This is a genomic window from Arthrobacter sp. SE2, assembly GCF_058244265.1.
The window spans coordinates 115,857-136,309 of sequence record NZ_JBZAYA010000009.1 but is presented as its reverse complement, the minus strand read 5'-3'; the positions used below and the strand labels follow the sequence as shown (position 1 = coordinate 136,309).

The 20,453-nt window shown below is 64.0% G+C and carries 22 protein-coding genes; 3 read left to right on the top strand and 19 right to left on the bottom strand.

The genetic code is table 11. The features are described 5' to 3' along the window. The first annotated feature begins 369 nt into the window (after window positions 1–369). On the top strand, window positions 370–1,866 hold the full coding sequence (locus AC4CS3_RS14115; protein WP_490783984.1) for an HNH endonuclease: 1,497 nt from the start codon (window positions 370–372) through the stop codon (window positions 1,864–1,866). A 137-nt stretch (window positions 1,867–2,003) separates the two neighbouring features. Here the strand turns inward: AC4CS3_RS14115 and AC4CS3_RS14110 are convergent, their stop codons facing one another. The 9 genes from AC4CS3_RS14110 to AC4CS3_RS14070 form a co-directional block, all read right to left on the bottom strand. Continuing rightward, window positions 2,004–2,306, bottom strand: coding sequence for a DUF4193 domain-containing protein (locus AC4CS3_RS14110; RefSeq protein ID WP_059388261.1), 303 nt, complete (start codon window positions 2,304–2,306; stop codon window positions 2,004–2,006). Window positions 2,307–2,448: 142 nt separating this feature from the next. Further along, a complete protein-coding gene (locus AC4CS3_RS14105) occupies window positions 2,449–2,625 on the bottom strand; it encodes a hypothetical protein (protein WP_236815494.1) in 177 nt (58 codons plus the stop codon). 56 nt (window positions 2,626–2,681) lie between these two features. Beyond that, entirely contained in the window at window positions 2,682–3,530 is an 849-nt protein-coding gene (locus tag AC4CS3_RS14100; protein WP_490783983.1) for a DUF6454 family protein, read from the bottom strand. Further along, a complete protein-coding gene (locus AC4CS3_RS14095) occupies window positions 3,511–5,058 on the bottom strand; it encodes an inositol monophosphatase family protein (protein ID WP_490783982.1) in 1,548 nt (515 codons plus the stop codon). Before AC4CS3_RS14095 ends, AC4CS3_RS14100 begins: the two co-directional genes overlap by 20 nt. Next, complete coding sequence (locus tag AC4CS3_RS14090) at window positions 5,055–6,116, bottom strand: ABC transporter ATP-binding protein (protein WP_490783981.1); 1,062 nt, start codon at window positions 6,114–6,116, stop codon at window positions 5,055–5,057. The genes AC4CS3_RS14095 and AC4CS3_RS14090 overlap by 4 nt, the downstream gene beginning before the upstream one ends. A 49-nt stretch (window positions 6,117–6,165) precedes the next feature. Beyond that, window positions 6,166–7,017, bottom strand: a complete 852-nt coding sequence (locus AC4CS3_RS14085) for an ABC transporter permease (RefSeq protein WP_490783980.1) — start codon at window positions 7,015–7,017, stop codon at window positions 6,166–6,168. Then, window positions 7,017–7,979, bottom strand: a complete 963-nt coding sequence (locus tag AC4CS3_RS14080) for an ABC transporter permease (RefSeq protein WP_490783979.1) — start codon at window positions 7,977–7,979, stop codon at window positions 7,017–7,019. Before AC4CS3_RS14080 ends, AC4CS3_RS14085 begins: the two co-directional genes overlap by 1 nt. After that, on the bottom strand, window positions 7,976–9,136 hold the full coding sequence (locus AC4CS3_RS14075; RefSeq protein ID WP_490783978.1) for an extracellular solute-binding protein: 1,161 nt from the start codon (window positions 9,134–9,136) through the stop codon (window positions 7,976–7,978). Before AC4CS3_RS14075 ends, AC4CS3_RS14080 begins: the two co-directional genes overlap by 4 nt. Window positions 9,137–9,308: 172 nt before the next feature. Further along, on the bottom strand, window positions 9,309–10,127 hold the full coding sequence (locus AC4CS3_RS14070) for a COG4705 family protein (RefSeq protein WP_490783977.1): 819 nt from the start codon (window positions 10,125–10,127) through the stop codon (window positions 9,309–9,311). Window positions 10,128–10,243: 116 nt separating this feature from the next. Here AC4CS3_RS14070 and AC4CS3_RS14065 point away from each other — a divergent pair, with 116 nt between their 5' ends. Continuing rightward, the gene (locus AC4CS3_RS14065; RefSeq protein WP_490783976.1) at window positions 10,244–10,558 is read left to right on the top strand and encodes a hypothetical protein; all 315 of its coding nucleotides are present in this window, start codon (window positions 10,244–10,246) and stop codon (window positions 10,556–10,558) included. 20 nt (window positions 10,559–10,578) lie between these two features. Here the strand turns inward: AC4CS3_RS14065 and AC4CS3_RS14060 are convergent, their stop codons facing one another. The 8 genes from AC4CS3_RS14060 to AC4CS3_RS14025 all read right to left on the bottom strand — a co-directional run bounded on the left by AC4CS3_RS14060 (window position 10,579) and on the right by AC4CS3_RS14025 (window position 18,037). After that, on the bottom strand, window positions 10,579–10,896 hold the full coding sequence (locus AC4CS3_RS14060) for an ArsR/SmtB family transcription factor (protein ID WP_236815476.1): 318 nt from the start codon (window positions 10,894–10,896) through the stop codon (window positions 10,579–10,581). After that, the gene (locus AC4CS3_RS14055; RefSeq protein WP_490783975.1) at window positions 10,893–11,375 is read right to left on the bottom strand and encodes an SRPBCC family protein; all 483 of its coding nucleotides are present in this window, start codon (window positions 11,373–11,375) and stop codon (window positions 10,893–10,895) included. The genes AC4CS3_RS14060 and AC4CS3_RS14055 overlap by 4 nt, the downstream gene beginning before the upstream one ends. A gap of 66 nt (window positions 11,376–11,441) precedes the next feature. Further along, window positions 11,442–12,623, bottom strand: coding sequence for an NHL repeat-containing protein (locus AC4CS3_RS14050; RefSeq protein WP_490783974.1), 1,182 nt, complete (start codon window positions 12,621–12,623; stop codon window positions 11,442–11,444). Between the two features lie 88 nt (window positions 12,624–12,711). Then, window positions 12,712–13,383, bottom strand: a complete 672-nt coding sequence (locus AC4CS3_RS14045) for a response regulator (RefSeq protein ID WP_284982098.1) — start codon at window positions 13,381–13,383, stop codon at window positions 12,712–12,714. Next, the gene (locus AC4CS3_RS14040) at window positions 13,380–15,008 is read right to left on the bottom strand and encodes an ATP-binding protein (RefSeq protein WP_439180683.1); all 1,629 of its coding nucleotides are present in this window, start codon (window positions 15,006–15,008) and stop codon (window positions 13,380–13,382) included. Before AC4CS3_RS14040 ends, AC4CS3_RS14045 begins: the two co-directional genes overlap by 4 nt. Before the next feature lie 80 nt (window positions 15,009–15,088). Beyond that, window positions 15,089–16,471, bottom strand: coding sequence for an amidase (locus tag AC4CS3_RS14035; protein WP_490783973.1), 1,383 nt, complete (start codon window positions 16,469–16,471; stop codon window positions 15,089–15,091). Then, window positions 16,464–16,652 (bottom strand): hypothetical protein, encoded by a 189-nt coding sequence (locus tag AC4CS3_RS14030; RefSeq protein WP_490783972.1) that lies wholly within the window; start codon window positions 16,650–16,652, stop codon window positions 16,464–16,466. Before AC4CS3_RS14030 ends, AC4CS3_RS14035 begins: the two co-directional genes overlap by 8 nt. Then, window positions 16,649–18,037, bottom strand: coding sequence for an amidohydrolase family protein (locus AC4CS3_RS14025; protein ID WP_490783971.1), 1,389 nt, complete (start codon window positions 18,035–18,037; stop codon window positions 16,649–16,651). The genes AC4CS3_RS14030 and AC4CS3_RS14025 overlap by 4 nt, the downstream gene beginning before the upstream one ends. 68 nt (window positions 18,038–18,105) lie before the next feature. Between AC4CS3_RS14025 and AC4CS3_RS14020 the strand changes: the two genes are divergently transcribed. Beyond that, window positions 18,106–19,026, top strand: a complete 921-nt coding sequence (locus tag AC4CS3_RS14020) for a polysaccharide deacetylase family protein (protein WP_490783970.1) — start codon at window positions 18,106–18,108, stop codon at window positions 19,024–19,026. Here the strand turns inward: AC4CS3_RS14020 and AC4CS3_RS14015 are convergent. Both AC4CS3_RS14015 and AC4CS3_RS14010 read right to left on the bottom strand, forming a co-directional pair. Continuing rightward, the gene (locus AC4CS3_RS14015) at window positions 19,023–19,703 is read right to left on the bottom strand and encodes a maleate cis-trans isomerase family protein (protein WP_490783969.1); all 681 of its coding nucleotides are present in this window, start codon (window positions 19,701–19,703) and stop codon (window positions 19,023–19,025) included. The genes AC4CS3_RS14020 and AC4CS3_RS14015 overlap by 4 nt on opposite strands. 41 nt (window positions 19,704–19,744) lie before the next feature. After that, window positions 19,745–20,362 carry a helix-turn-helix domain-containing protein gene (locus AC4CS3_RS14010; protein ID WP_059388278.1) on the bottom strand — a complete coding sequence of 206 codons (618 nt, stop codon included), beginning with the start codon at window positions 20,360–20,362 and terminating at the stop codon, window positions 19,745–19,747. Window positions 20,363–20,453 lie beyond the last annotated feature (91 nt).

The window sequence follows — 20,453 nt, the reverse complement described above, 5'->3', positions numbered from 1 at the left end:
AGAAGGGTCACGAGGACGTGATTCAGCGGCTTGGTTTCCGGGGTTTTCCGGGGTTTCGGGACCGTTTCGCGCCTCCGTTTGTTATCACGGATAACGACGCCGGAGTGGTGACCGCAGAGGGGTCGCTCGGTGCAGGTAGGCACCAGCCTGGCGACTGTTCAATCGGGGTCTTGGTCGGCCTGCGACCGGAACAGACCTCAAGGGTCGAGGCCGGTTGGTCGACCTGCTGGCCTAGGCTTGGGCACTCCCGGGGTCGATGGCTCCCCGTCGTCGGTCTGTCTCCAGTAGCTGCTCAAATTTTCTGGATTCTTTCGATTGGGCGGGTCTTTTCGGCCTAATAATGTCGTAGGTCCCTGAAATGCTTTGATTATGGACAGGATTCGGGGATCACAGCTGATCGGAGCGGGCGCGCCTTCGGGCGGTGCGGGTCCGGATGTTGCCGTGCCGGGCGTCCAGATGGGGGATCTGATCAATGCCGTGAGATCGCTTCGGCCGGGCGCCGGCGACACTGAACTGGCCGACCCCGCCGAACTAATTGACCACCTGCGTGCCCTTGAGGATCTGAAGTCCGCGGCAGCGGCCGCGCAGGCCCGGATCGCCGTCGTGTTCGATGCCGCACAGCGCAGCGCCGACGCGGCGGCGGGTGTTCCGGCCGACGAGCAGGGACGCGGCGTCGGAGCACAAATCGCCCTTGCCCGGCGGGAGTCCCCGGCCCGCGGATCCCGGCTCCACGGCCTCGCGAAAGCCCTCGTGACCGAAATGCCGCACACCCTCGCCGCCCTGGACACCGGACGGCTGAGCGAATGGCGGGCGACGCTGCTGGTGAAGGAAACAGCCTGCCTGTCCGCCGAGGACCGCTGCGCCGTGGACGAGGAACTCGCCGCCGACACCGGAGTCTTCGACGGCGCCGGAGACAAGGCCATCATCGCGGCGGCCAGGAACGCGGCCTACCGGCGGGACCCGCGCTCGGTCACGCAACGCGCCAGCCACGCGACGGCCGAACGGCACGTGAGCCTGCGCCCGGCACCGGACACCATGACCTATCTGACCGCCCTGCTCCCCGTCGCGCAGGGCGTTGCGGTGCACGCGGCGCTGTCCCGGCACGCCGACACCCTCCGCGCCGGAGGGGAGACCCGGTCCCGGGGCCAGATCATGGCCGACACCCTCGTCGAACGCACCACCGGCACCCCCGCAGGCATCACCGGGGTGGAAGTCCAGCTCGTCATGACCGACCGCACCCTCTTCCAAGGCGACAGCGAACCCGCCCGGCTCCCCGGCTACGGCATCGTCCCCGCCGGCTGGGCAAGGACACTTCTGGCCGGGGGATCCGGCAGCAACAATGAACCCGGCCAGGCCGGTCCCGGCGAGCCTGAGTGCGATCAGGCTTTCAAGCTCTGGCTCCGGCGTCTCTTCACCGCCCCCGGGACCGGAGACCTTGTCGCCGTCGACTCGAGGGCGCGGTTCTTCCCGGCAGGCATGCGGCGCTTCATCCAAGCCCGCGACGACACCTGCCGCACCCCCTACTGCGACGCGCCCATCCGGCATTTCGACCACATCATCCCCTGGCACGACGGCGGCACAACGAGCCTGGCCAACGGGGCGGGCCTGTGCGAAGCCTGCAACCACACCAAAGAACTCAACGGCTGGACAACACGCACCAAGACAATAAAACCCGGTCACGGAACACGGCACACCTTCGAAATCCGCACCCCCACCGGACACCACTACCGATCAACAGCCCCGCCCCTGCCCGGCAACAATCCACCCGATACCACGGCACTAGATTCCCGGCGCCACCGACGAAAGCTACGGCACCACGCCAAAGCATTGAGGTACACCCACGTCACAGAACTCCTAGCCGCCTAAGCATCTCGGCGAGCGCGATGCCCCCGCTACAGTAGCCGCGCCGCAGCGGTGTCGGTATCTCGGGTATGCAAAAGCCCCACCCGGCTGGTTTGGTGTTGCTGGTTTCCAGTCGAGAGGGGCTGCATTGCGTGCGGGGTTTAGCCTTCGCAGTCGCGGCAGTACTTGAGGCCGTTCTTTTCCAGCGCGATCTGCGACCGGTGACGGACCAGGAAGCACGATGAACACGTAAATTCATCGGACTGCTCCGGGACAACGATGACGGTCAGTTCTTCGCCGGACAGATCGGCGCCCGGAAGGTCAATGCCCTCGGCTGTGTCGTTCTCGTCGATGTCGATGACAGCAGTCTGGGCACCGGAGCCGCGCGACGCCTGAAGGGCCTCGAGCGATTCGGCGGGAGACTCTTCTTCGGTCTTGCGTGGGGCGTCGTAATCGGTAGCCATTGATTGGTTCACTTTCGTTGCTGCATAGTGCCATTTCAGGCACCTCAGTGAAGCAGTTTAGGGCATAGTACACGCCATCAACGAATAGTGTGTTCAACAAGACATCTAGCAATTCAAAAACCCCGGAATCCCGGGGTTTTAGCTACTCCGCGGCCCGGATTTTCCGCGCCTGGGCGTCGGCGATGGCCACACCGCTGAGGGCTGGGAGCCAGCCATAGCGGGTGGTTTCAGTGGCTCCGGAGGCCCCCAGCTCGGCGGCGTCGTAGAAGTAGGCGGCTTCGATCCAGGCACTGACCTTGGACATGATGGATACGATCATGTGGCCACGCTATCGAGGCACCGTTCAGGACCGGTTTCCGGTCTGTCACGGCTGTGTTAAATGATCCTGTAGCTCAGTATCCGCGTGCCGCCGCCGTCGTCGCCGTCATCCGGCGCCGCGTGAATCAGCAGCCCGGATTCATCCACGGTGACCGTGACAGGATTGCGTGTGATGACGTGACCGGCACTGCTGAACTCGCTGATGGGCACGTCCCACGTGATTCTTTGCCGCAGCGGCTCCACCAAGGCCAGTCCCCCGAGTTCAACAACACCGCCATCGGCCTGCGGCAGCAAGGAAATCCCGCTGCACAGCAGGAGTCCCGGACCGAGGATCTGGGCATCCTGGTAGTCGACGAAATGGCCGGGATTCTCCCACTGATCCACCAGCTGGCCTTCCGTGTCCCAGGTGTAGAGCTGCCGGGAACCCCAGCTCCCGCCGAACACCAGGTCCAGCCCGGGATCGCGGGCGATCCAACCGATGTGGTCGTCCACGCGGAACCGCTCACGGACCTCGAAGGTTCCCGGATCGATCGTGTAGACGATGCTTCTGCTCCCGGCCCGGTACTCGGCGACGGAAACCCACACGTGGTCGCCGTCGAAGTCGATACCACCGGGGTGATACGCCAAGCCCTCACCCACGGCGATATCGCGTAGCAGCCCGCCTGCGTCAAGGACGAAGACGTGCCCGCTCCCCCGGCCCGGAGTGCGCAGCGCCGGATCCGCCGCAGGGCGCGGCGCTTCGAGGATCTCAACGGACGACAAGAACGTCAGACCCTTGGCGAAGGCCATGCCCTGCGGGTGGTGCGTCGGGAAGTCGAGGCGGATCTCCTCAACCAGTTCGAAGCGGCTCCGCCGGTCAAGGGCGGATACGGCGTCGCTGAGGAGCTCAGTCCCCCGCGTCGTCATGTGCTTGCCTCCACAGTTCGTAGAGTTCGGCGGCATATTCCGGACGTGCCGCGAGTACCCCGCCCTGTTCAGGGAACGTGTCCATCTCACCTTCGGAGTTGAGGACGACGCCTCCAGCCTCTTGAACAACGAGCGTGGCCGCCAGGTGGTCGATCGGGCTGAAGCTCCCGATGATTGCCCCCGCACCACGCCCGGCAGCTACCCCAACCACCGTCATGGTCGCCGATCCCATGATCCGCATGATGCTGTGCCGCTCGCCAAGCTCCGCGAGGAGTTCCAGCATTCCGGGCCACGGCAAGTGCCCCGCGAGCTCGGTCGCCACCACGGTTCCGGCCAGGGCCGCCGTCGAAACCCCCGCCGGAGCCAGCGATAGCGGCTTTCCGTTGAGCCAGGCACCATGACCGGACCACCCCTCGAAAATCTCGCCACGCCAAGGATCTGCGACGACGGCCACCGCGGGCTTGCGGTCAACAGCCAAGGCAAGCGAGAACGCCGTCCAGGGAATGTGGTTCACGTAGTTGGTGGTTCCGTCGACGGGATCAAGGTACCAACACGGTGCGCCGGGCACGGCGACCCCGCCCATTTCCTCGCCCACTACCGTGTGGCCGGGAAGTCGGGCGGCAATCACTTCGCGGACATGGCGCTCGACGGCGACATCGACTTCCGTGACCAGATCAGCAGGGTGCGCCTTGGTCGAGACCTGGCCACGATCGGCGTCGCGCATGTACCCGACGGCCCATTCGGCCAGCTCAAAGGCGACTTTCCGGGACTCAAGAACCTCATCGCCGGCGAGTCCCCCGGGAGCCTGGGCCGAAGCCCACACCTGCGGGTCTTCAGCGATGGCGCTTTGCAACAGATCCAGTTGGTTGCTCGTGATCGAATCCACGCCGAGTCCCAAGGCCCAGCGCATTGTTTCGAGATCATCAATGGTCCAGCACGCAACTTTGGCCCCCGCGGCGTGGATCTGTTCGACCATGTGCTTGCTGAGAACCACGTGCTCGGAATTGACGAACTCAGGATTCAGCTCGGCCAGCAGCTCTTCCGGTGGGGCGATCCTTTTGCTCCAGGGCAGCCAAATCCGGGCGTCCTGGTCGAGGGCGCGGATGATCCGCATTCCGTCCAGGTTCCCGCACCAGGCCACTTCGATGCCGCTTTCGCGCACGACGGCGGCAGCCGCCCCTGCGGGGCCGGGCTCGTCCATGTCGATGAGCAAGGTTGACCGGCGCCCGCGGAAAAGCTCTAGGGCTTCGGAAAGCAGGGGAATCCGCTCCTCGCCGGCGCCCAGTTGCGTGATGCGGTCATAGTCGACGTCTGCAGCGTCGGCGTCGAGGCTCCAGATCCTGAGCAGCGAGGCATCGTGCAGCAGGATCACCTGCCCGTCCTTCGTTACCCGGACGTCTACTTCCACGAGATCCGCACCCGCGTCGATGGCTGACGCGATGGCGGGCAAAGTGTTCTCGAGATACTTGCTGGAGTCGCCCCGATGGGCCGTCGCGCGGGTCCTTTTGGTGTCAACGGTGTTTCTCAAAGCGCGGCACCTCCCTCTGCTACCGAGCGTCCGTCCCGGAAGGACATGGCCTTGCGGATCCCCGCATACATCTGTTGGCCTGGCTGCATGAGCTCACCGCTCACAAAGCTGCGGAGCTGGGCGTCGGCCCTGCGCACGTACACTTCCTGGAAGTGTCCGCGGGGGACGACCCTCTCGACCGTCGCCGGGACCGCACCCGCAAAGGGCGCGTCTGCCAGGATGACGTCCTCGGGCCGGATCCCGAGAATGTCCGGGCCCGCGGTGATGAGTCCGTTGTTGAGCGAGCCCTCCAGGCGGTTCATGCTGCCGATAAAGGTGGCCACAAACTCGGTTTCCGGGCGGGCATAGAGCGCTTCCGGGGTACTGTATTGCTCGATCCGGCCCGCATTCATGACGGCGATGCGGTCGGACATGGACATCGCTTCTTCCTGGTCATGGGTGACGATGACCGTGGTGATGCCCAGTTCCTGCTGGATCTTGCGGATGTCTTCACGCACTTTGACACGCAGCTTCGCGTCCAGATTGCTCAAGGGTTCGTCAAGGAGCAAGAGCTTCGGCTCCTGGACGAGTGCCCTGGCCAAAGCTACGCGTTGCTGCTCGCCGCCGGAAATGCGGGCGGGCTTGGAATCCTTGTGGTGCAAAAGGCTGACCAATTCCAGGACGGCTTCCACTCTGTCCTTGATCTCAGCCTTGGACATCTTGCGGAGTTTCAGCGGGAAGCCGACGTTCTTGGCCACGGTCATGTGGGGCCACAGCGCGTAGTTCTGGAACACCATGGCGCTCGGGCGGTTCTCCGCGCCGAGGTGGGAGACTTCCTGGCCTTCCACCTCGATGGAGCCGGAGTCCGGTTCGAGGAAGCCGGCGATCATGCGCAGCGTCGTTGTCTTTCCGCAGCCAGAGGGCCCCAGCAGGGACACCAGTTCGCCCTCCTTTACCGACAGATCGAGGTTGTCGATGATGGTGCGGCCGCCGAGGATCTTGTGGAGGCCGCGGATAGACAGCCCACCGCCCGACGCCGGAGTTCCCGGCTTTGTTGTGCTGGCGGGTGGTTCAGTCAATGGTTCATGAATTGTCATGGGTTCTCTGTCTGACGTTGAGCGCGGGGCGCTATTTGATCTGGAAGCCTTCGGCGAGCTGGCCGCCGAGGATGTGCTTGTGCGCCGCGAGCATGAGGGCAACGGAGGGGATGGCCAGCAGGATCGAGAAGACGGCAGCCACCTGGGTGGGGTAGTTCAGCACCAGGCTGTACATCTGGGTGGGCATGGTCATGAAGGCCGGCGCGCCCACCAAGTACGTTCCTTGTGCTTCGTCGAAGGAAGCCAGGAAGGACATCACGGCCGCGACGATAATCCCGGGCAGCGCCATGGGGAGCGTCACTGAGGCGAACACGCGCAATTTGGAGGCTCCGGCGTCGCGGGCTGCTTCCTCCAGGTTTCGCGGCACGGCAGCAAACGCTGCCGCGGGGATCCATGTCATGAAGACCACTGTGCCCAGCACGTGCACCACGAGGATTCCCAAAATGGTGTTCATCAGGTTCAACGCGTAGAAAAGAGCCGCCAGGGTAACGAACAAGCCCATCTTAGGAAAGGCGTTCGTCGCGAACAGGCTGATCAGGAAGAATCGGCGTCCGGGAAAATCAAAGCGGGCGAAGGCGTAGGCCGCGGGCAAGCAGATGATCGCAGACACGAGGACCGTCAGCGGGGCGAAGAACAAGGAGTTCTGCACCGCGATGCCGAGCGCGCCGTCGTTGACGACAACCTGCCACCAGCGCAATGTCCAGTCATCGGGAAGGAGATTGGGGAAGGTCCAGTTACCGGCGAAGGCGCGGACGCCGAGCCAGAGCAAGGGTCCCAGGATGAAAACGACCATGAGCACCACGAACAGGCCCACCAGCGCACTGCGGACAATCGAGTCCAGCGTGAGCGGTCGGCGGGTGCGGGAAGCAGGAGCGATAGCCATCAGACTTTCCCCTGTTCCTTGGCGGAACGGAAGTTTGCCCACACGTAGAGCGCGGCGATTCCGGAGGCAATCAGGAAGACAGTGAAGGCCATGACGGCGGACTGCTGGGGTTGGTTGAAGGCAGAGAAGTAGTTGGACATGTCCACTCCGAGCATGTTCGGTGAATTGGGCCCGGTGAAGTACGGGACCGTGAACGATCCAACAATTCCGATGGCCGTAAACGTCGTCGCGATGATGATGGGGACTGCCGCCATGGGAACGATCACTGAGACGATCGTGCGCAAGGAGCCGGCACCGGCGTCGCGTGCTGCTTCGATCATGGCGTTCGGCACGGACTGCAGTCCGGAGGAGACCATGAGCACAGCGAACGGAAGCGACGTCCAGACTGAACCGATGATGACCGTGACCATAGTGAAGGCCCACACGGGGAAGTCAAGACCGAAGAGCGCAAAGACGCTCCTCAGGAAACCGGTCCCGGAGTAGAAGGTCAGGATCGCCCACGAGGCGATGACAACCGGGATGAAGAGCGGCACGATTGCGAGTCCGGAGAGGAGGCGGGCCATTCGACCGCCCTTGAGCTTGAGGTAGAGCCCGATGCCCAACGCGAGGAAGATGACTGTTGCCGTGCTGACCAGCGTCACGACGACCGTGACCAGAAGGTCCCCGAGGAAACGCTTGTTGGTGAACATCTCTTGGTACGCGGCCAGCGTTCCCCACCATGCGTCTGCCTCGTGCACGTTCTGGCCAATCGTGGCGATGGTGTGGTTCAACCCGCCGGTCAAGCCGATGCTGAAGCCGAAGGCGAGAACGATCGGGAAGCCGACGAAGATCGCGATCAACAGGATCGGCGGCAGCGCCATGAAGAACCCGACGGCGCGCAGGCTCAGTCGCTTGGGGCGCGGGGCACCCGCCGGCGGAACTGTTTGTTGCAGTTCCGCCGGCTTTTGAAGCGTGGTTGTCACTGGCCGGGAACCTTCTGGTCCCAGAGGTTGTTCAGGTCTTTGCCCATCTGGTCGAAGTAGCCCTTACGCAGGTTGTTGGTGTCTGCGTCCTTGAACTTGTCCTTCACATCAGCAGGCAACTTGTCCAGGCTGATAGCCGGGAAACCGGACATTTCCTTGATGATCATGGTCTGTGCGTCCGGCGACAGGACGAAGTTGGCAAGCTTCAGTGCCGCTTCCTGGCGGGTGGAGGACTTCGGAATGCCGAGGTAGGCGGCACCGCCGGTGAAGGACGGGTTGCTGATCTGGGTGGCCTTCACGGTGGACGGGATCTGGCCGTTGGTCAAGCCGGTGATGAACTGGTCAGACCACACCGGAGCCATGGAGATCTGTCCCTTGGCGAGCAGGTCAAGGGTCTGCTGGTTGCCGTTGGGGTAGACGCCGCTCTGAAAGACGGACGAGTTGAGGTCCTTCAATGTCGCGAAGCCCTGGTCCCAGTACTTCTCGAGGTCCTTCTCGTAGCCCACCGTCATCTTGGCGCGGGCGTCGGCAGGGACGAACTTGTCCAGAACGGTGGCAACGAATGCGCCGCCGGACCCTCCCGACTTGGGCGAGTTGTAGGTGAACTTGCCCGGGTTTGCCTTGATCCAGGCGAGCAAATCGTCAAGGGTCTTCGGCGGTGTGGCAACTGTCTTAGTGTCATATGCCAGGAGTACAGCGGAGCCGCGGTACGGGATGCCGCCGGTGCCGCCGGCCTTGATGACGTCCTGCGGGACATCGTTCAGGGCGGAAATCGTTTGCGAGCTCACCGAGGTCAGCAGATTGGCTGCGGAGGCCTTGGGAACGAAGCCACCATCGACGAGGTCGAAATCAGGTTCCTTGTTCTGCTCCGTGGCGCTGGTCAGTTTCGCCAGGGTCTGGGCATCGTGCTCGCCGTGCAGATCGAGCGTGACCTTCACGCTGTAGCCGGGGTTGGCCTTCTCGAAGGCGGGAACAAGGCTCTTTTCCCACAGGTTCTGGACGTTCGTGTCTCCGCTAATGAAGACGGTGATCGTCTTGTCCAGGGATGCGCTGGCGCCATTGTTCTGGGCCGAAGCAGTACTGCTTTGCGCGCAGCCGGTCACAGCGGTGGCTGCAACAACGGCGACGGCGGCCGCTGCTAGGAAGCGGTTGGTCATGGTGTTCCTTCATCTTGAACCGAAAAGTCCCCCAAGGGCAGGAACTACCATCCAAGGGCAAGGTGAAGGAGCGGGTCACGTGCTATGAATCCGGGGTGAACTGGAGGAAGAATTAACGCAAATATGTCAGGACATGCGAACAACAGTACGAAACATGCGGCAGTGGATCGCCCTACTTGACGGCTCGCCGCCATTTGATCGTCAGGAACGTGACCAGTACAGCTATTCCCGCGGCGAGGACCAGGCTGACGGGGCCGGTACCCCAGTCGAGTCCCCCTCGGTCGGGGGAAACAGCGGTCCAGTCAGAGAAGGACGCCCCCAATGGCCGGGTCAGGATGTATGCGAACCAGAAGGCCGGAATCGCCGCCAGCAAGCGACGCCGGTGGGCCAATGCGGGGACGGCGATGACAACCGCGAACATGATGCCTGAGGCGAGGTAGCCCAGGCCCAGCGTGTACGCGGTCAGGTCTCCAGTGGCCGTGCCGAGCGCGAAGGTTGTCAGCACGGCAGCCCAGTAGAAGGCCTCCCGACGCGGGGTGGTGATGCTGTGGATGGAGAGGGTCTTTTCGCTCCGGTGCCAGAGCAGGAAAACGACGGCGAGCGCCACGGTGAAGAACAGGGTCGACGCCAGGTAGGGGACGCCAAGTCCGACGTGGACGGCGTCCGCAGCCATGGTCCCGAACACGCTGACCATCGCGACGGCGGTCCAGTACACCCAGGGGATGTACCTGCGGACCCGGAACTGCAGGACCAACGAAATCACCAATGCCGCGAAACCGAGGCCCAAAGCGATCTCGGGTTCGAACCGGTGGACCAGGAAATCGGACGTAGTTTCGCCCATCCCGGTGGTGAGGATCTTCACGACCCAGAACAAGAGGGTGACCTCGGGTACTTTCGAGGCGGAGGCTCGGGAGACGGCGTTTTGGAGTTGTCCGCCAACAGCTACGGTGTCCTTGACCCGCGGGCTAGCGGTGAGTTCTTCGGGCATCATGGCCCCCATTGTCCATGGCTTTCCCGAGCGTTTCCCGAAAATGACACCCAGGCACCCCCGCCTGACACGGCAACGGACCCCCAAGCGGCCGGCTCGATTCGCGGGATAATGGAACTATGGCCGATCAGGATCTGGATCCTTGGGACGAGTTCGACAGGCTCAAGCCCGTGGGACACGATCGCGTCCAGGGCTATCCGGGAGGCGAACCCTTGGGATTTGGCTTCCAGACGGGCGTGCGGAGCGCAAGGGTGGCTTTCGGTTTCGCCGTCTACACGCTGGTCCTCGGGACCGTGCTCGTCCTTGTCGGGATCATTGACTTTATCGGCACGGGCGAGTTGCTGTGGCTGGGGTTGATGGTGCTCATCGAGGCCGCGTTCATTTATGGCTTCATCCAGTTGGCGCACCAAGCGCGCAACCGACGCTCAACTTAGACGGCCCCGTCGTCAAAGAATTACAACCCCTCCGCGATGCGCTTGATCGCGGCCAGGCGGCGGTCCCACTCTGCGCCGATGCGGTCGAGGCTGCGTGCCGTTTCGCTCAGCTGCGAGCCGAGCACCCTGTAGCGCAGTTCGCGGCCCACGCGCACCGATTCAACGAGTCCGGCCTCCTGCAGCACAGCGAGGTGCTTGGCGATCGCTTGTCGGGTGACCGGGAGCCGCCCAGCGAGGGCCGACGCCGATGCGTCGCCCTCGCCGAGGGCAGCCAGGATGCTCCACCTCGTCTCGTCGCCGAGCGCGGCGAACACTGGAACCAGGGTGCTCGCGGTCACGACCCACCCTCGACATACGCTGCCAGCTCGTCGAGTTCCGAGTCCCAGCCCTGGCGGTGGCTCTCCATGTTGAACGAGGGATCGCTCGTCGTGTCGAAGCCGGTCTCGACGACGGTGAGCCGCGTTCCGCCGTCAAGCGCTTCAAGCGTGAAGCGGAACACGGTCGAGTGGTCAGGATCGACCTCGGCAGGCTGGGTGCCGCGCGCGTCGTCGTTGCTCCAGCGGTAGGCGATCATTCGCGGTGGGTCGAGCTCCTCGATCCGCACCGGGAAGGCGCCGTAGCCTTCGAAAGAGAAGACACCGCCGGCGCCGACGGCCACTTCGTCGAGGACGGCGGCCTGTCCGAACCAGCGCGCGATGTGCTCGGCCTCGGTGATCGCGGCCCAAACCTTCTCGATTGGTGCCGCTATGGTGATGGTGCGCCTGACGGTGAATTCGCCGGCATCGACGACAGAGGCCTGGTTTGCAGTCATAGTCATGATTCTGTTCCTTTCAGTCAGTTGCTGCAACTACAGGGTTGCACTAACCCAAAGAAAGAGCAACCCCTAGGTTGCAGATCGAGGCCTACTGGGGTCGCCAAGTCCGGATCCCTTACGGCGTCCCGCGGCCACGATGAAGACGGCGACGGCGATTGCCACTATCGCGGCGCTGCCACCGATTGCAGTGATCATGTTCCACGGGCTGGCAATCCCGTCGCCGGATTGCGTTCCGGGGGTGGCGGGTTTCGAGGCTGTGGTGGTTGTTGCGCCCGGTGCAATGGCGGCGTAACGGGATACTGAGCCGTCGCCGCTACCGCCGCCCGGGCTCGTCACGATGACTGTCCCGTCCGGAGCCACCGCCAGATGCCCGGAGTTCTTATCAGTCGGGATGGAGGATCCCACAGCTGTTGCGCCCGGCGGGATGACTGACAACACGCGGTCCTGGACCGTGGTCACATAGAGGGTACCGTCCTGCCCGACGGCCGCCTCTTGGGGTCCTCCCGGGACGAAGATGCGGTAGGCAACTGTGCCAGCGCCCGGTTTGATGACAGCGAGCTCATTGGAACTGATGTTGGTGACATAAATTGTTCCGTCGGGGCCTACGGCGATCCCGTGGGGATTCTCTGTGGTCCCGGGTGTTGCGCTGAGCTGAATGGTCCTGGACACAGCGCTCGCTCCGGACGGAATGACTGAGACCGTCCCCGCGATTTGGTTTGCCACGAATGCGGTGCCGTCCTTCGTGACCGCGACTTCCACCGGGCCTGCTCCGACACCAACTGTCCGGTCCACGGTCGATCCGTTCGGCGCGATGACCGACACGGTGTGCTCCGAGGAGTTCGGAACGTAGATCGTCCCGTCGGGGCCTGCGGCGATCAGATGACTCCCGCGGGAAACCGGAATTCGTCGCGCGACTCCGGTCGCGCCACCAGGAATGACGCCCACGTCGTACTGATTGCTGGCGCTATCCAGCTCAGCCACAAAAAGGGTGCCGTCAGGGGCCATTGCCAGGCCTGACGTGGACCCTCCCGTGCTGATGGTCCGGGATGGCCGGACCGCTCCGGGAGGAATCACCTGGATGCCACCAGCCCCGCCGTAATTGCCCACATACGCAGTGCCGTCGGAACCAACCACCACGCCAACGGGCACCCCGCTCACGCCCAGAACTTCCGAAGGTGCCGCCATCGCCGGCACAGCGCCCAGATAGGCGAACGCCGTCGCGGCCACGACGGCCAGGCTCCAAAATTTCACTTTTCTTCCCCCAAAATCCCCACAACGGCGCTCGACGCCGGCTCAGCGGAGCGAGCTCCGCGTCTGCAGCATATCCCGCCGTCGGTCCTCAACCCTTGCGCGGCAAATACGTATTAACCGGGCGCCCGGTGGAACCGTAGGCCAAATGCAGGTCAACAAGTCCTTTGCGTTCGAGTTCACTGAGATAGCGCTGGGCCGTCGGGCGGCTGATGCCGACGCTGCCCGCAATCTCGGAGGCACCCAAGGGCTCCGTGGAGTGAACCACCATGTCGAGGACTTTTTGCATCGTGGGTGGCAGACGCCGCGGTCCTTTGGCAGGGGGAGCCGTCCGGCGCAGGCTGAAGAGCTGGTCCACGGTCGCCTGGTCCGCCACGGTCCGGGACTCCGCCTCCTGCCGCCAGCGCCGATAGGCCTCCAGCTGGGTTTGCAGCTGCTCGAAGCCAAACGGTTTGACGAGGTAGTACACCGCTCCCCCGCGCATGGCGGCCCGCACGGTCTCAAGGTCCCGCGCGGCGGTGATCATGACGGCGTCGAGCTTTTCGCCGGCTCCCTGAAGCGACCTCAACAGGCTGATGCCGTCTTCATCGGGAAGGTAGACATCGAGGAGGAGAAGGTCCGGTTTGAGCCGCTGTACCGCTTCCCTGGCCTCGGCGGCGGTGTGCGCCTCGCCGACGCATTCGTATCCCTCGATTTTGGCCACGCGGCTGGCGTGGATGCGCGCTACGCGGAAGTCGTCGTCGACCACCAAGGTGCGGATCATTCGATCGACTTTCCTGTCATGACCGGGGTTTCGGATCCCAAGCGCGGTTCCGGCAACCAGATTTCAAAGCGTCCCCCGGGTCCGGGGAAAACATCCATAGTTCCTCCTGCACGGTGAACGATCCGGCTCACCAGCGCAAGGCCTATCCCGCGGCGCATTCCTGGCCGCGGTTCCTTGGTGGTGAACCCGTCGGCGGTGATCGTGCCCACCAATTCCGCAGGAACACCGGGCCCATTGTCGGTCACGCAAATGAAAATGCCCGAGGAATCGTCCAGTTGAATGGTCACCTCACGGGGCGTGGGTTGCTCCGCGAGGATCTCGACGGCGTTGTCCAGGAGGTTGCCGACGATCGTGAGCAGCGCTTGCGTTTCGAGGAATGGTTGACGCAGCTGAGAGTCGTCGGTCACCGAGATTTCGACATCCTGCTCAGCAGCCACGGTGATTTTCGCGAGCAGCAGGGCCGCAAGCTCCGGCGGCTCGATCCGCGAGCGCAGCCCTTCGCCAAGGGAGCGCGAGGTGTCCGAAATCCGCGATACGAAATTCCGTGCCTGGTCCACATCTCCGAGTTCCAAGAGTCCGTCCACCACGTGGAGACGGTTGGCGTACTCATGCTCCTGGGCGCGCAAAGCTTCCATCAGCCCTTCGACGGAGCGCAAGTCGCGGACGAGGCCCTCTACCTCGGTACGGTCGCGCAATGTGACCACCGAGCCTATGCTCCTTCCCGCCAAGGCAACGGACATCCGGTTCACCACTAGCAAAGCGTCCTCGGTGATCACGATCTGGTCGGTACCGCTGATCTCACCCGTCAGGAGGGAACGGAGCCGTCCGGACGGCAGAAGATCCTCGATCTTCTCTCCCAGCACGTTTTCTTCCAGGTGCAGCAGGGAGCGCGCCTCGGAGTTGATGACGGTGACCCGGCCGTCGTCGTCGAAGCCGATCATTGCTTCGCGGATGCCGTGCAGCAGGGCTTCACGCTCCTGCAGTAGGGACGCAATCTCCACCGGTTCGAGATCGAAGGTGACCCGCTTGATCCTGCGCGCCAGCAAGGCAGAACCCATGGCGCTGATCACGAGCACGACCGCCGAATAGCCGGCAATCAACAACACCTGTTTGGCGAGTTCGCTGCTTTCCGTGGTCTCCAGGATTCCCACCGAGACCTGCCCGACGACGGTCCCGTCCGCCGCGCGCACCGGCGCCTTGGCGTTGACTGAGTCGCCGAGGCTGCCCTTGTCGATGCCGACATGGGTCTGCCCGTCGAGGACGGCGACGGGTTCTTCCAAGGTCTGCCCGATGAGGTTTGGATTCGGGTGGGAATACCGGACACCTTTCCGGTCGGAGACGACGACGTAGTCCGGCTGCGCTTGGGACTGGACCTTGCTCGCAATCGCCTGAATCGAGTGCGTTGGATCCCCGTTCCCCAGCGACGTGACGATCTCCGGCATTTGCGCCACCGTAGTCGCGATCCCCAGCGCCCTGAGCCGGTATTGGTCCTCGAGGGTCTGGTTGCTGATCTGGGTGTAAAGAAGCGCGCCCAAAGTGACTGTCACAAAGAGGATGCAGAGCAGCCACACCAGAATCTGGGAGGCAAGCGGTCGCGTCTTCCAGCGCGCACCGAAAAATCGCAAGCCACGCAACTCTGGATGCACCGCCAACCTCTTCCTACTCTCCTAGTAGCTTATGTGACAAAGTTCACGGCTACTACGGCTCAGCCGCGGACCGGCACCTTGGCGTGCCACGAGGTGTGTCTCTCATAGACGTGCGCGATGCCCAAGAGGTCTGTCTCCGCTAATTCCCGCCCCAGGAAGTGCATCCCCACCGGTTGTCCTCCCGCAAATCCGCAAGGGATGCTCAGCCCGGGCATGCCGGTGAGGTTTGCCGGCGAGAGCATCATGAGCGCACTTGAGAGGGAATCCTTCCCCGTTGAACCGGTCAGCGAATGGGACATGTCCGCTTCGATCGGCGCGATGGACGGCAGCGTCGGGGACACCAAGGCCTGGACCCCTGCGTTGTCCATGGCAGTCCTTAGGGAGCCCCGAAGATACGAGCGCACTTGACGTGCGAGCTCGACATCTTCGCGCGGCACCAATGCGCCGGTCTCGATCATCACGCGGGTACCCGGCAGATACTTGTCAGCCCTTCTGGCCAGCAGCTCGCGATGGTGTTCGACCGATTCGGACAACGAAATCGCCAAGCTCGCCGGCAGTGCCATCTTCAGTTCAGGGAGGGACAGCTCCACAACCTCCACCCCGAGTTCCTGCAACGCATGCACAGCCCGCTCTAGGACCGCAGCCACCTCCGGCGTGACCTCCCACTCGGCCCAGGCGCCACGATCCACTGCGACGCGGGTCAGTGTGGGCATGGCCTCGGGGAGCACCATCTCCTGCAGCCGGGCAGGCGACTCCGGACCCACCATGCCTCGAAACAGCGCCGCGCAATCTTCCACGCTTCGGGTAATGGGCCCGATGTGGTCGAGGGTATGGCTGACGTTGAGCACGCCCGATCCGTCCACCAGTCCGGCCGTTGCTTTGAGGCCCACCAACCCGTTGACCGATGCCGGATTCCGCACGGATCCGCCGGTATCCGTGCCCAAGGCGCCCGGCGCGCTCCCGACGGCCACGGCCACTCCCGAGCCAATGCTCGAACCGCCGGCGTAGCGCTCGGCTCCCCAAGGATTTTTCGACTGCGGGGTCCCCTGCCCGAAGGCGAACTCATGGGTCACCGTCTTGCCCAGGATCACTGCCCCGTTCCGCCGCAGCTGCCGAACCACGCCGGCGTCGTCGGAAGCAACACGGCCCCTGAGCGCGAGGGATCCGCCTTCAGCAGGCATCCCCCGCACGTCGATGACGTCCTTCACTCCGAGCGGAATCCCGTGGAGCGGTCCGAGAAACTCTCCGCGCTCCGCACAATTATCAGCGGCGCGTGCCTCGTTTCGAGCGGCTCGCTTGTCGACGTATGCCCACGCATGCACTGAATCTTCAGTGGCTTCTAGCCGACCAATGACAGATTCCACGAGCTCGGCCGCCGAGAGTTCGCCGCGGCGCAGCAGGCCGGACGCCTCCGCGATTCCCAGTTCCCATGGTTCAGTCATTCGCGCCACCTCCCGGGGCTTCCGGCAAACGTTGGGGGTCGAAATCGGCCCTCAACGCGGCCATGCCGCGCTGAAAGTCAGAAAATGAGCGTTCGACGGCGGCAGCGTCCTCCCGCTGGATGGCCTCGCCAACCAGCTCGATGAGTCGCGCAGACTGCTCCGGGGTCAGCTGCCCACTCACGGGCGCGCCGCCCGAGTGAGCAGACCCTCCCGCACCACGCAGACGCCACCGACGAAGACGAAGCGTACGTCCCGGAAGTCTTCGGCGCTGGCCACGACGACGTCGGCATCCCACCCCGCCTCAATCCGCCCACCATTCGGCGCAATCCCCGGAATCAACCCGGTCACTGCCGACGTCGCCATGGCCACTGCTCCTGCCAAGGATCGATAGCCGCGCTCGGCGACATCCTGCACGGCCGAGATCAATTCATCGTGATGACCCTCGTGTCCGTAGTCGGTGGCGAGGACCTCAATGAGCCCTGGCTCCTGCAGCAGAACATCCCAATGCTCGCGCGTTGTCACGGTCTGTTTGCGGTGCAGGAGGTCGAAAACGGAAGCTTCGGCCGGCCAGCCGTGGTCCCGGCCGAGCCTGGCCAGCGCGAGGGCCTCCGCGGGAGTGTGCGAGGGGTGGTTGGCGTGGGAGGCAATGACACTCGCCTTGGCCCCGCCGGTCTTGGGCTCAGGTGGCCCTTCCATGAGTTCGCGCATGACCCGTGCTGTCGCGGCTGCACTGTGCAGGATCGCCGGCACGCCATATCGGGCCGCGGCTTGCACGCCTTCCCGGATGCCGTTGAGCGCCGGCTCGAAGGAAGGCAACACGGAATCCGCGATGATTTTCCGCAATTCAACGAGGTCGATTTGTCCTTCCAACCCGGCTTCGGCGGCCGCGGCGCGCAGTTCGGCCATATCGCAAGCTTCGGGATCGATGAAGCGGCCAAGAACGGCTTCCTTCATCCGCCGGGCCTGCGCCGAGTGCACCCGCACGCCGCTCGCCCTTTCGATGGCGCGAGGGATGTAGCTCAGGTCCTGCCCTCCCCCGCCGAGGGTCTGCCCGCCACCAAGCTCACCGATCGCGATCGCGCCGTCGTCGAGCATCTTTTCCACTGTGCTGTGGCCAGACTGCGCAGGCAGTCCCCTCCCGTCAGCCATTCGTGCGGCCCGCTCAGCCTCGGGCAAGTACGTCGTGGCTCCCCGGACGTGAACCGCATGGCGGCGGTCCGCTTCCCGGACATGGTCCATGGTGCAAAAACCGCAAAGGTTCAGCACCGTGGTAGTTCCCGCAAGAAGGTGGCGGTCAAGATTCGCCAGCCACTCGTCGTCGGGCAGCGCGGGGGCGCCGCTGGGCATGAGCGGGCCGGGAGTCACCCCGTGGACGTGGCTATTAATGAGACCGGGCATCACGACGCATCCGCTCGCATCGATCACCTCGCCGTCGAAGGCCTGATCGGGGTCCCAACGCTCGAGAACGTCGGCGACGCGCCCGTGGCGCAGGATGACTGCTCCTGATTCGAGCACCGTGTTGCCTGTGCCTGGCACTACGGTGCCACCGTGGATGAGCGTAGACATTCGACTCCCTATCGATTACGTTCATGATATCGAAGTATCTTCACTATAACCACAGAGGAGATTCCACAGTGCCAATCCCCTCCACCACCCGGGATTTCGTCGGCTACGGCGAGCATCCACCGGAGTTCCGCTGGCCTGGGGGTGCACGCGTCGCCGTGTCCCTAGTGATCAATGTCGAAGACGGAGCGGAGCGCAGCATCGCGCGCGGAGGCCCTGCGGACGATCTTGGCGCCCACTGGATCAAGCACCCCGCCCACCCCACGGTCCGGAATCTCACCCTGGAATCGGCTTTCGAATACGGATCAAGGGCAGGCATCTGGCGTGTATTGCGCATTCTGAGGCGCCACAACGCAAGGGCAACTGCTTTCTGCTGCGCCACGGCACTTGAGCAAAACGCCCAGATCGCAGCCGCGCTCGTCAGGGACGGCCACGAAATTGCCGACCACGGTTACAACTGGGATACCCACGCCGGGCTCGCTCCGGACGAGGAACGCGCGCTCATTACGGCGTCCCGCGACTCCATCGCCAAGAGCACCGGCGTTCCCCCGACGAGCTGGTACTCCCGGGACGGACTCAACCCGGGTACGCGGGACATGCTCGCCGCAGCTGGATTCATGTATGAGTCCAATAGCTTCAACGACGACTTGCCGCATTTTGGAACGGGGATGGACAACGCGGGGAAGGACGGAACAGGGCTGCCGGTGCTGCCCTACGCCGGTGACACCAACGACTCTGGCCTTTTCAGGCAGTTCCCCACTGCTACGGCTTTCGCCCGCCACTTGTGCGGCACGCTGGACATGATGCTCACTGACAGCCGGTCCGGCCCGTCCGTCATGAACGTGGGCCTGCACCCGCGCCTCATTGGCCGGCCAGCCTACGCAGCCGCCCTGGACACCTTCTTGTCCCACGCGGGCAAGAATCCGGCCTGGATCGCGACGCGTTCGCAGATCATCGAGGCTTGGTTGCTGAATACCCGGCGAACGCCCTAGGCGCTTGCGAGCAGCGCGCCCCATCCCTGGATCGAGCGCGCAGTTCCGGCCAAGCGGAGGAGATGCCACAGCGTGGCTGTTGCGCTGTCGACGACGGGCACGCCGAACTCGGATTCGAAGCCGGCCGCCAGATAAGCCGAGCGAAGGTTCGTCCCGATGCAGACGACAGCGTCAACCCCGGAGCCAAAGGCGGGCCTCATGAGCGCGCCGATATCCGCGCCGGACATCCGCGAGATCTCCGGATTGGACATCGATGTCGCGGGCACCGAAGAGCGGACTACTTCGAGGCCGCTGGCTGCGTACTCGCGTTCAATGAGTGCCATGATGCCCGGGGGGCCGGGAAAAACGACGGCGACCCGGCCGGCGTCGAGCGCCTTCAGGGCGGCCACAAGCGCCAGGGATGCGGTGGTGGCCGGCGCGCCCGTGGCCTCCGTCAACGATTCGGCAAGCGCCCGGTCGCCTTCGAGGCCGGTCCAGGATCCCGACGTTCCGTGGAACGCGACGGCATCCAGCTCAGCATCGCTGAGCAGCGACGGCGCGTCACCGAGCACCTTCGCGTCGATGCGGTCATCGAGGTCTGCCGGGAGCCGGAAGCGGCTGTAATGGACGCCGACGTCGGGCGATCCGGCCAGGATGTCGGCCGTCAGGGACTCCGCGTTGGAGTTCGACGACGGCACGAGCATTCCCAAGCGGGAAGACGGGCCGGGCGGGCGGCTCGTCAATGGGATTTACCCAGCGACGGCGGCGTCGAGATCGCCACCATGACCGCCGCAGTGTCCGTGAGGTTGCTCCACCAATGCGGCAACGTAGCGTCATAGGTCAGGCTGTCGCCCTCGCCCAAGGTGAATTCCTGGCCGCCGACACTCGCTACGAGCGTGCCGGTCTGGACCACGACACATTCCTCACCCTCGTGCGAATGCGGAACCTCTGCGCCGTCGAAATGCGCGGGGATGGTCATGTTGATGACGCCAAGCTTCCGGTCCGCATCAGGCACTATCAATTCCATGACGATGCCCTGGGAAGGAATCTCAATGCGGCGGCGATCGGCCCGGCGCACCAGCATGTGGTTCTGCGTCTCGCTGGGGTCGGTAAACATGCTCGCCAGCGGCACACCGAGGGAGTTGGCGAGGCGAAGGAGCGTGGCGAAGGACGGATTACCGATGCCGCGCTCGATCTGGCTGATCAGTCCGGCGCTCACGCCGGCGCGGTCCGCCAATTCCTCGACAGTGAATCGCCCGGCACGCTGTTCCTTGAGCATGGCGCCCAGGTGGGTGATCCACAGGTTGCGGTGCAGAGTGTCATCGTCGTCGACTTTAACAACTTCCGTGCTTCCCAATACAGCTCCTCAGTGTTCCAGCACTCATCATCAGTATATCGAAGAATCGTCAACTAAACGAAGAATCCGGCAGGATCCTCCGGCGTCGAGC

Bases quoted from the DNA above. Each gene is read 5' to 3' on its own strand.
- AC4CS3_RS14115 (WP_490783984.1), top strand. From the start codon at position 370: ATGGACAGGATTCGGGGATCACAGCTGATCGGAGCGGGCGCGCCTTCG.
- AC4CS3_RS14110 (WP_059388261.1), bottom strand. From the start codon at position 2,306: ATGGCTACCGATTACGACGCCCCACGCAAGACCGAAGAAGAGTCTCCC.
- AC4CS3_RS14105 (WP_236815494.1), bottom strand. From the start codon at position 2,625: ATGATCGTATCCATCATGTCCAAGGTCAGTGCCTGGATCGAAGCCGCC.
- AC4CS3_RS14100 (WP_490783983.1), bottom strand. From the start codon at position 3,530: ATGACGACGCGGGGGACTGAGCTCCTCAGCGACGCCGTATCCGCCCTT.
- AC4CS3_RS14085 (WP_490783980.1), bottom strand. From the start codon at position 7,017: ATGGCTATCGCTCCTGCTTCCCGCACCCGCCGACCGCTCACGCTGGAC.
- AC4CS3_RS14075 (WP_490783978.1), bottom strand. From the start codon at position 9,136: ATGACCAACCGCTTCCTAGCAGCGGCCGCCGTCGCCGTTGTTGCAGCC.
- AC4CS3_RS14070 (WP_490783977.1), bottom strand. From the start codon at position 10,127: ATGATGCCCGAAGAACTCACCGCTAGCCCGCGGGTCAAGGACACCGTA.
- AC4CS3_RS14065 (WP_490783976.1), top strand. From the start codon at position 10,244: ATGGCCGATCAGGATCTGGATCCTTGGGACGAGTTCGACAGGCTCAAG.
- AC4CS3_RS14055 (WP_490783975.1), bottom strand. From the start codon at position 11,375: ATGACTATGACTGCAAACCAGGCCTCTGTCGTCGATGCCGGCGAATTC.
- AC4CS3_RS14045 (WP_284982098.1), bottom strand. From the start codon at position 13,383: ATGATCCGCACCTTGGTGGTCGACGACGACTTCCGCGTAGCGCGCATC.
- AC4CS3_RS14035 (WP_490783973.1), bottom strand. From the start codon at position 16,471: ATGACTGAACCATGGGAACTGGGAATCGCGGAGGCGTCCGGCCTGCTG.
- AC4CS3_RS14025 (WP_490783971.1), bottom strand. From the start codon at position 18,037: ATGTCTACGCTCATCCACGGTGGCACCGTAGTGCCAGGCACAGGCAAC.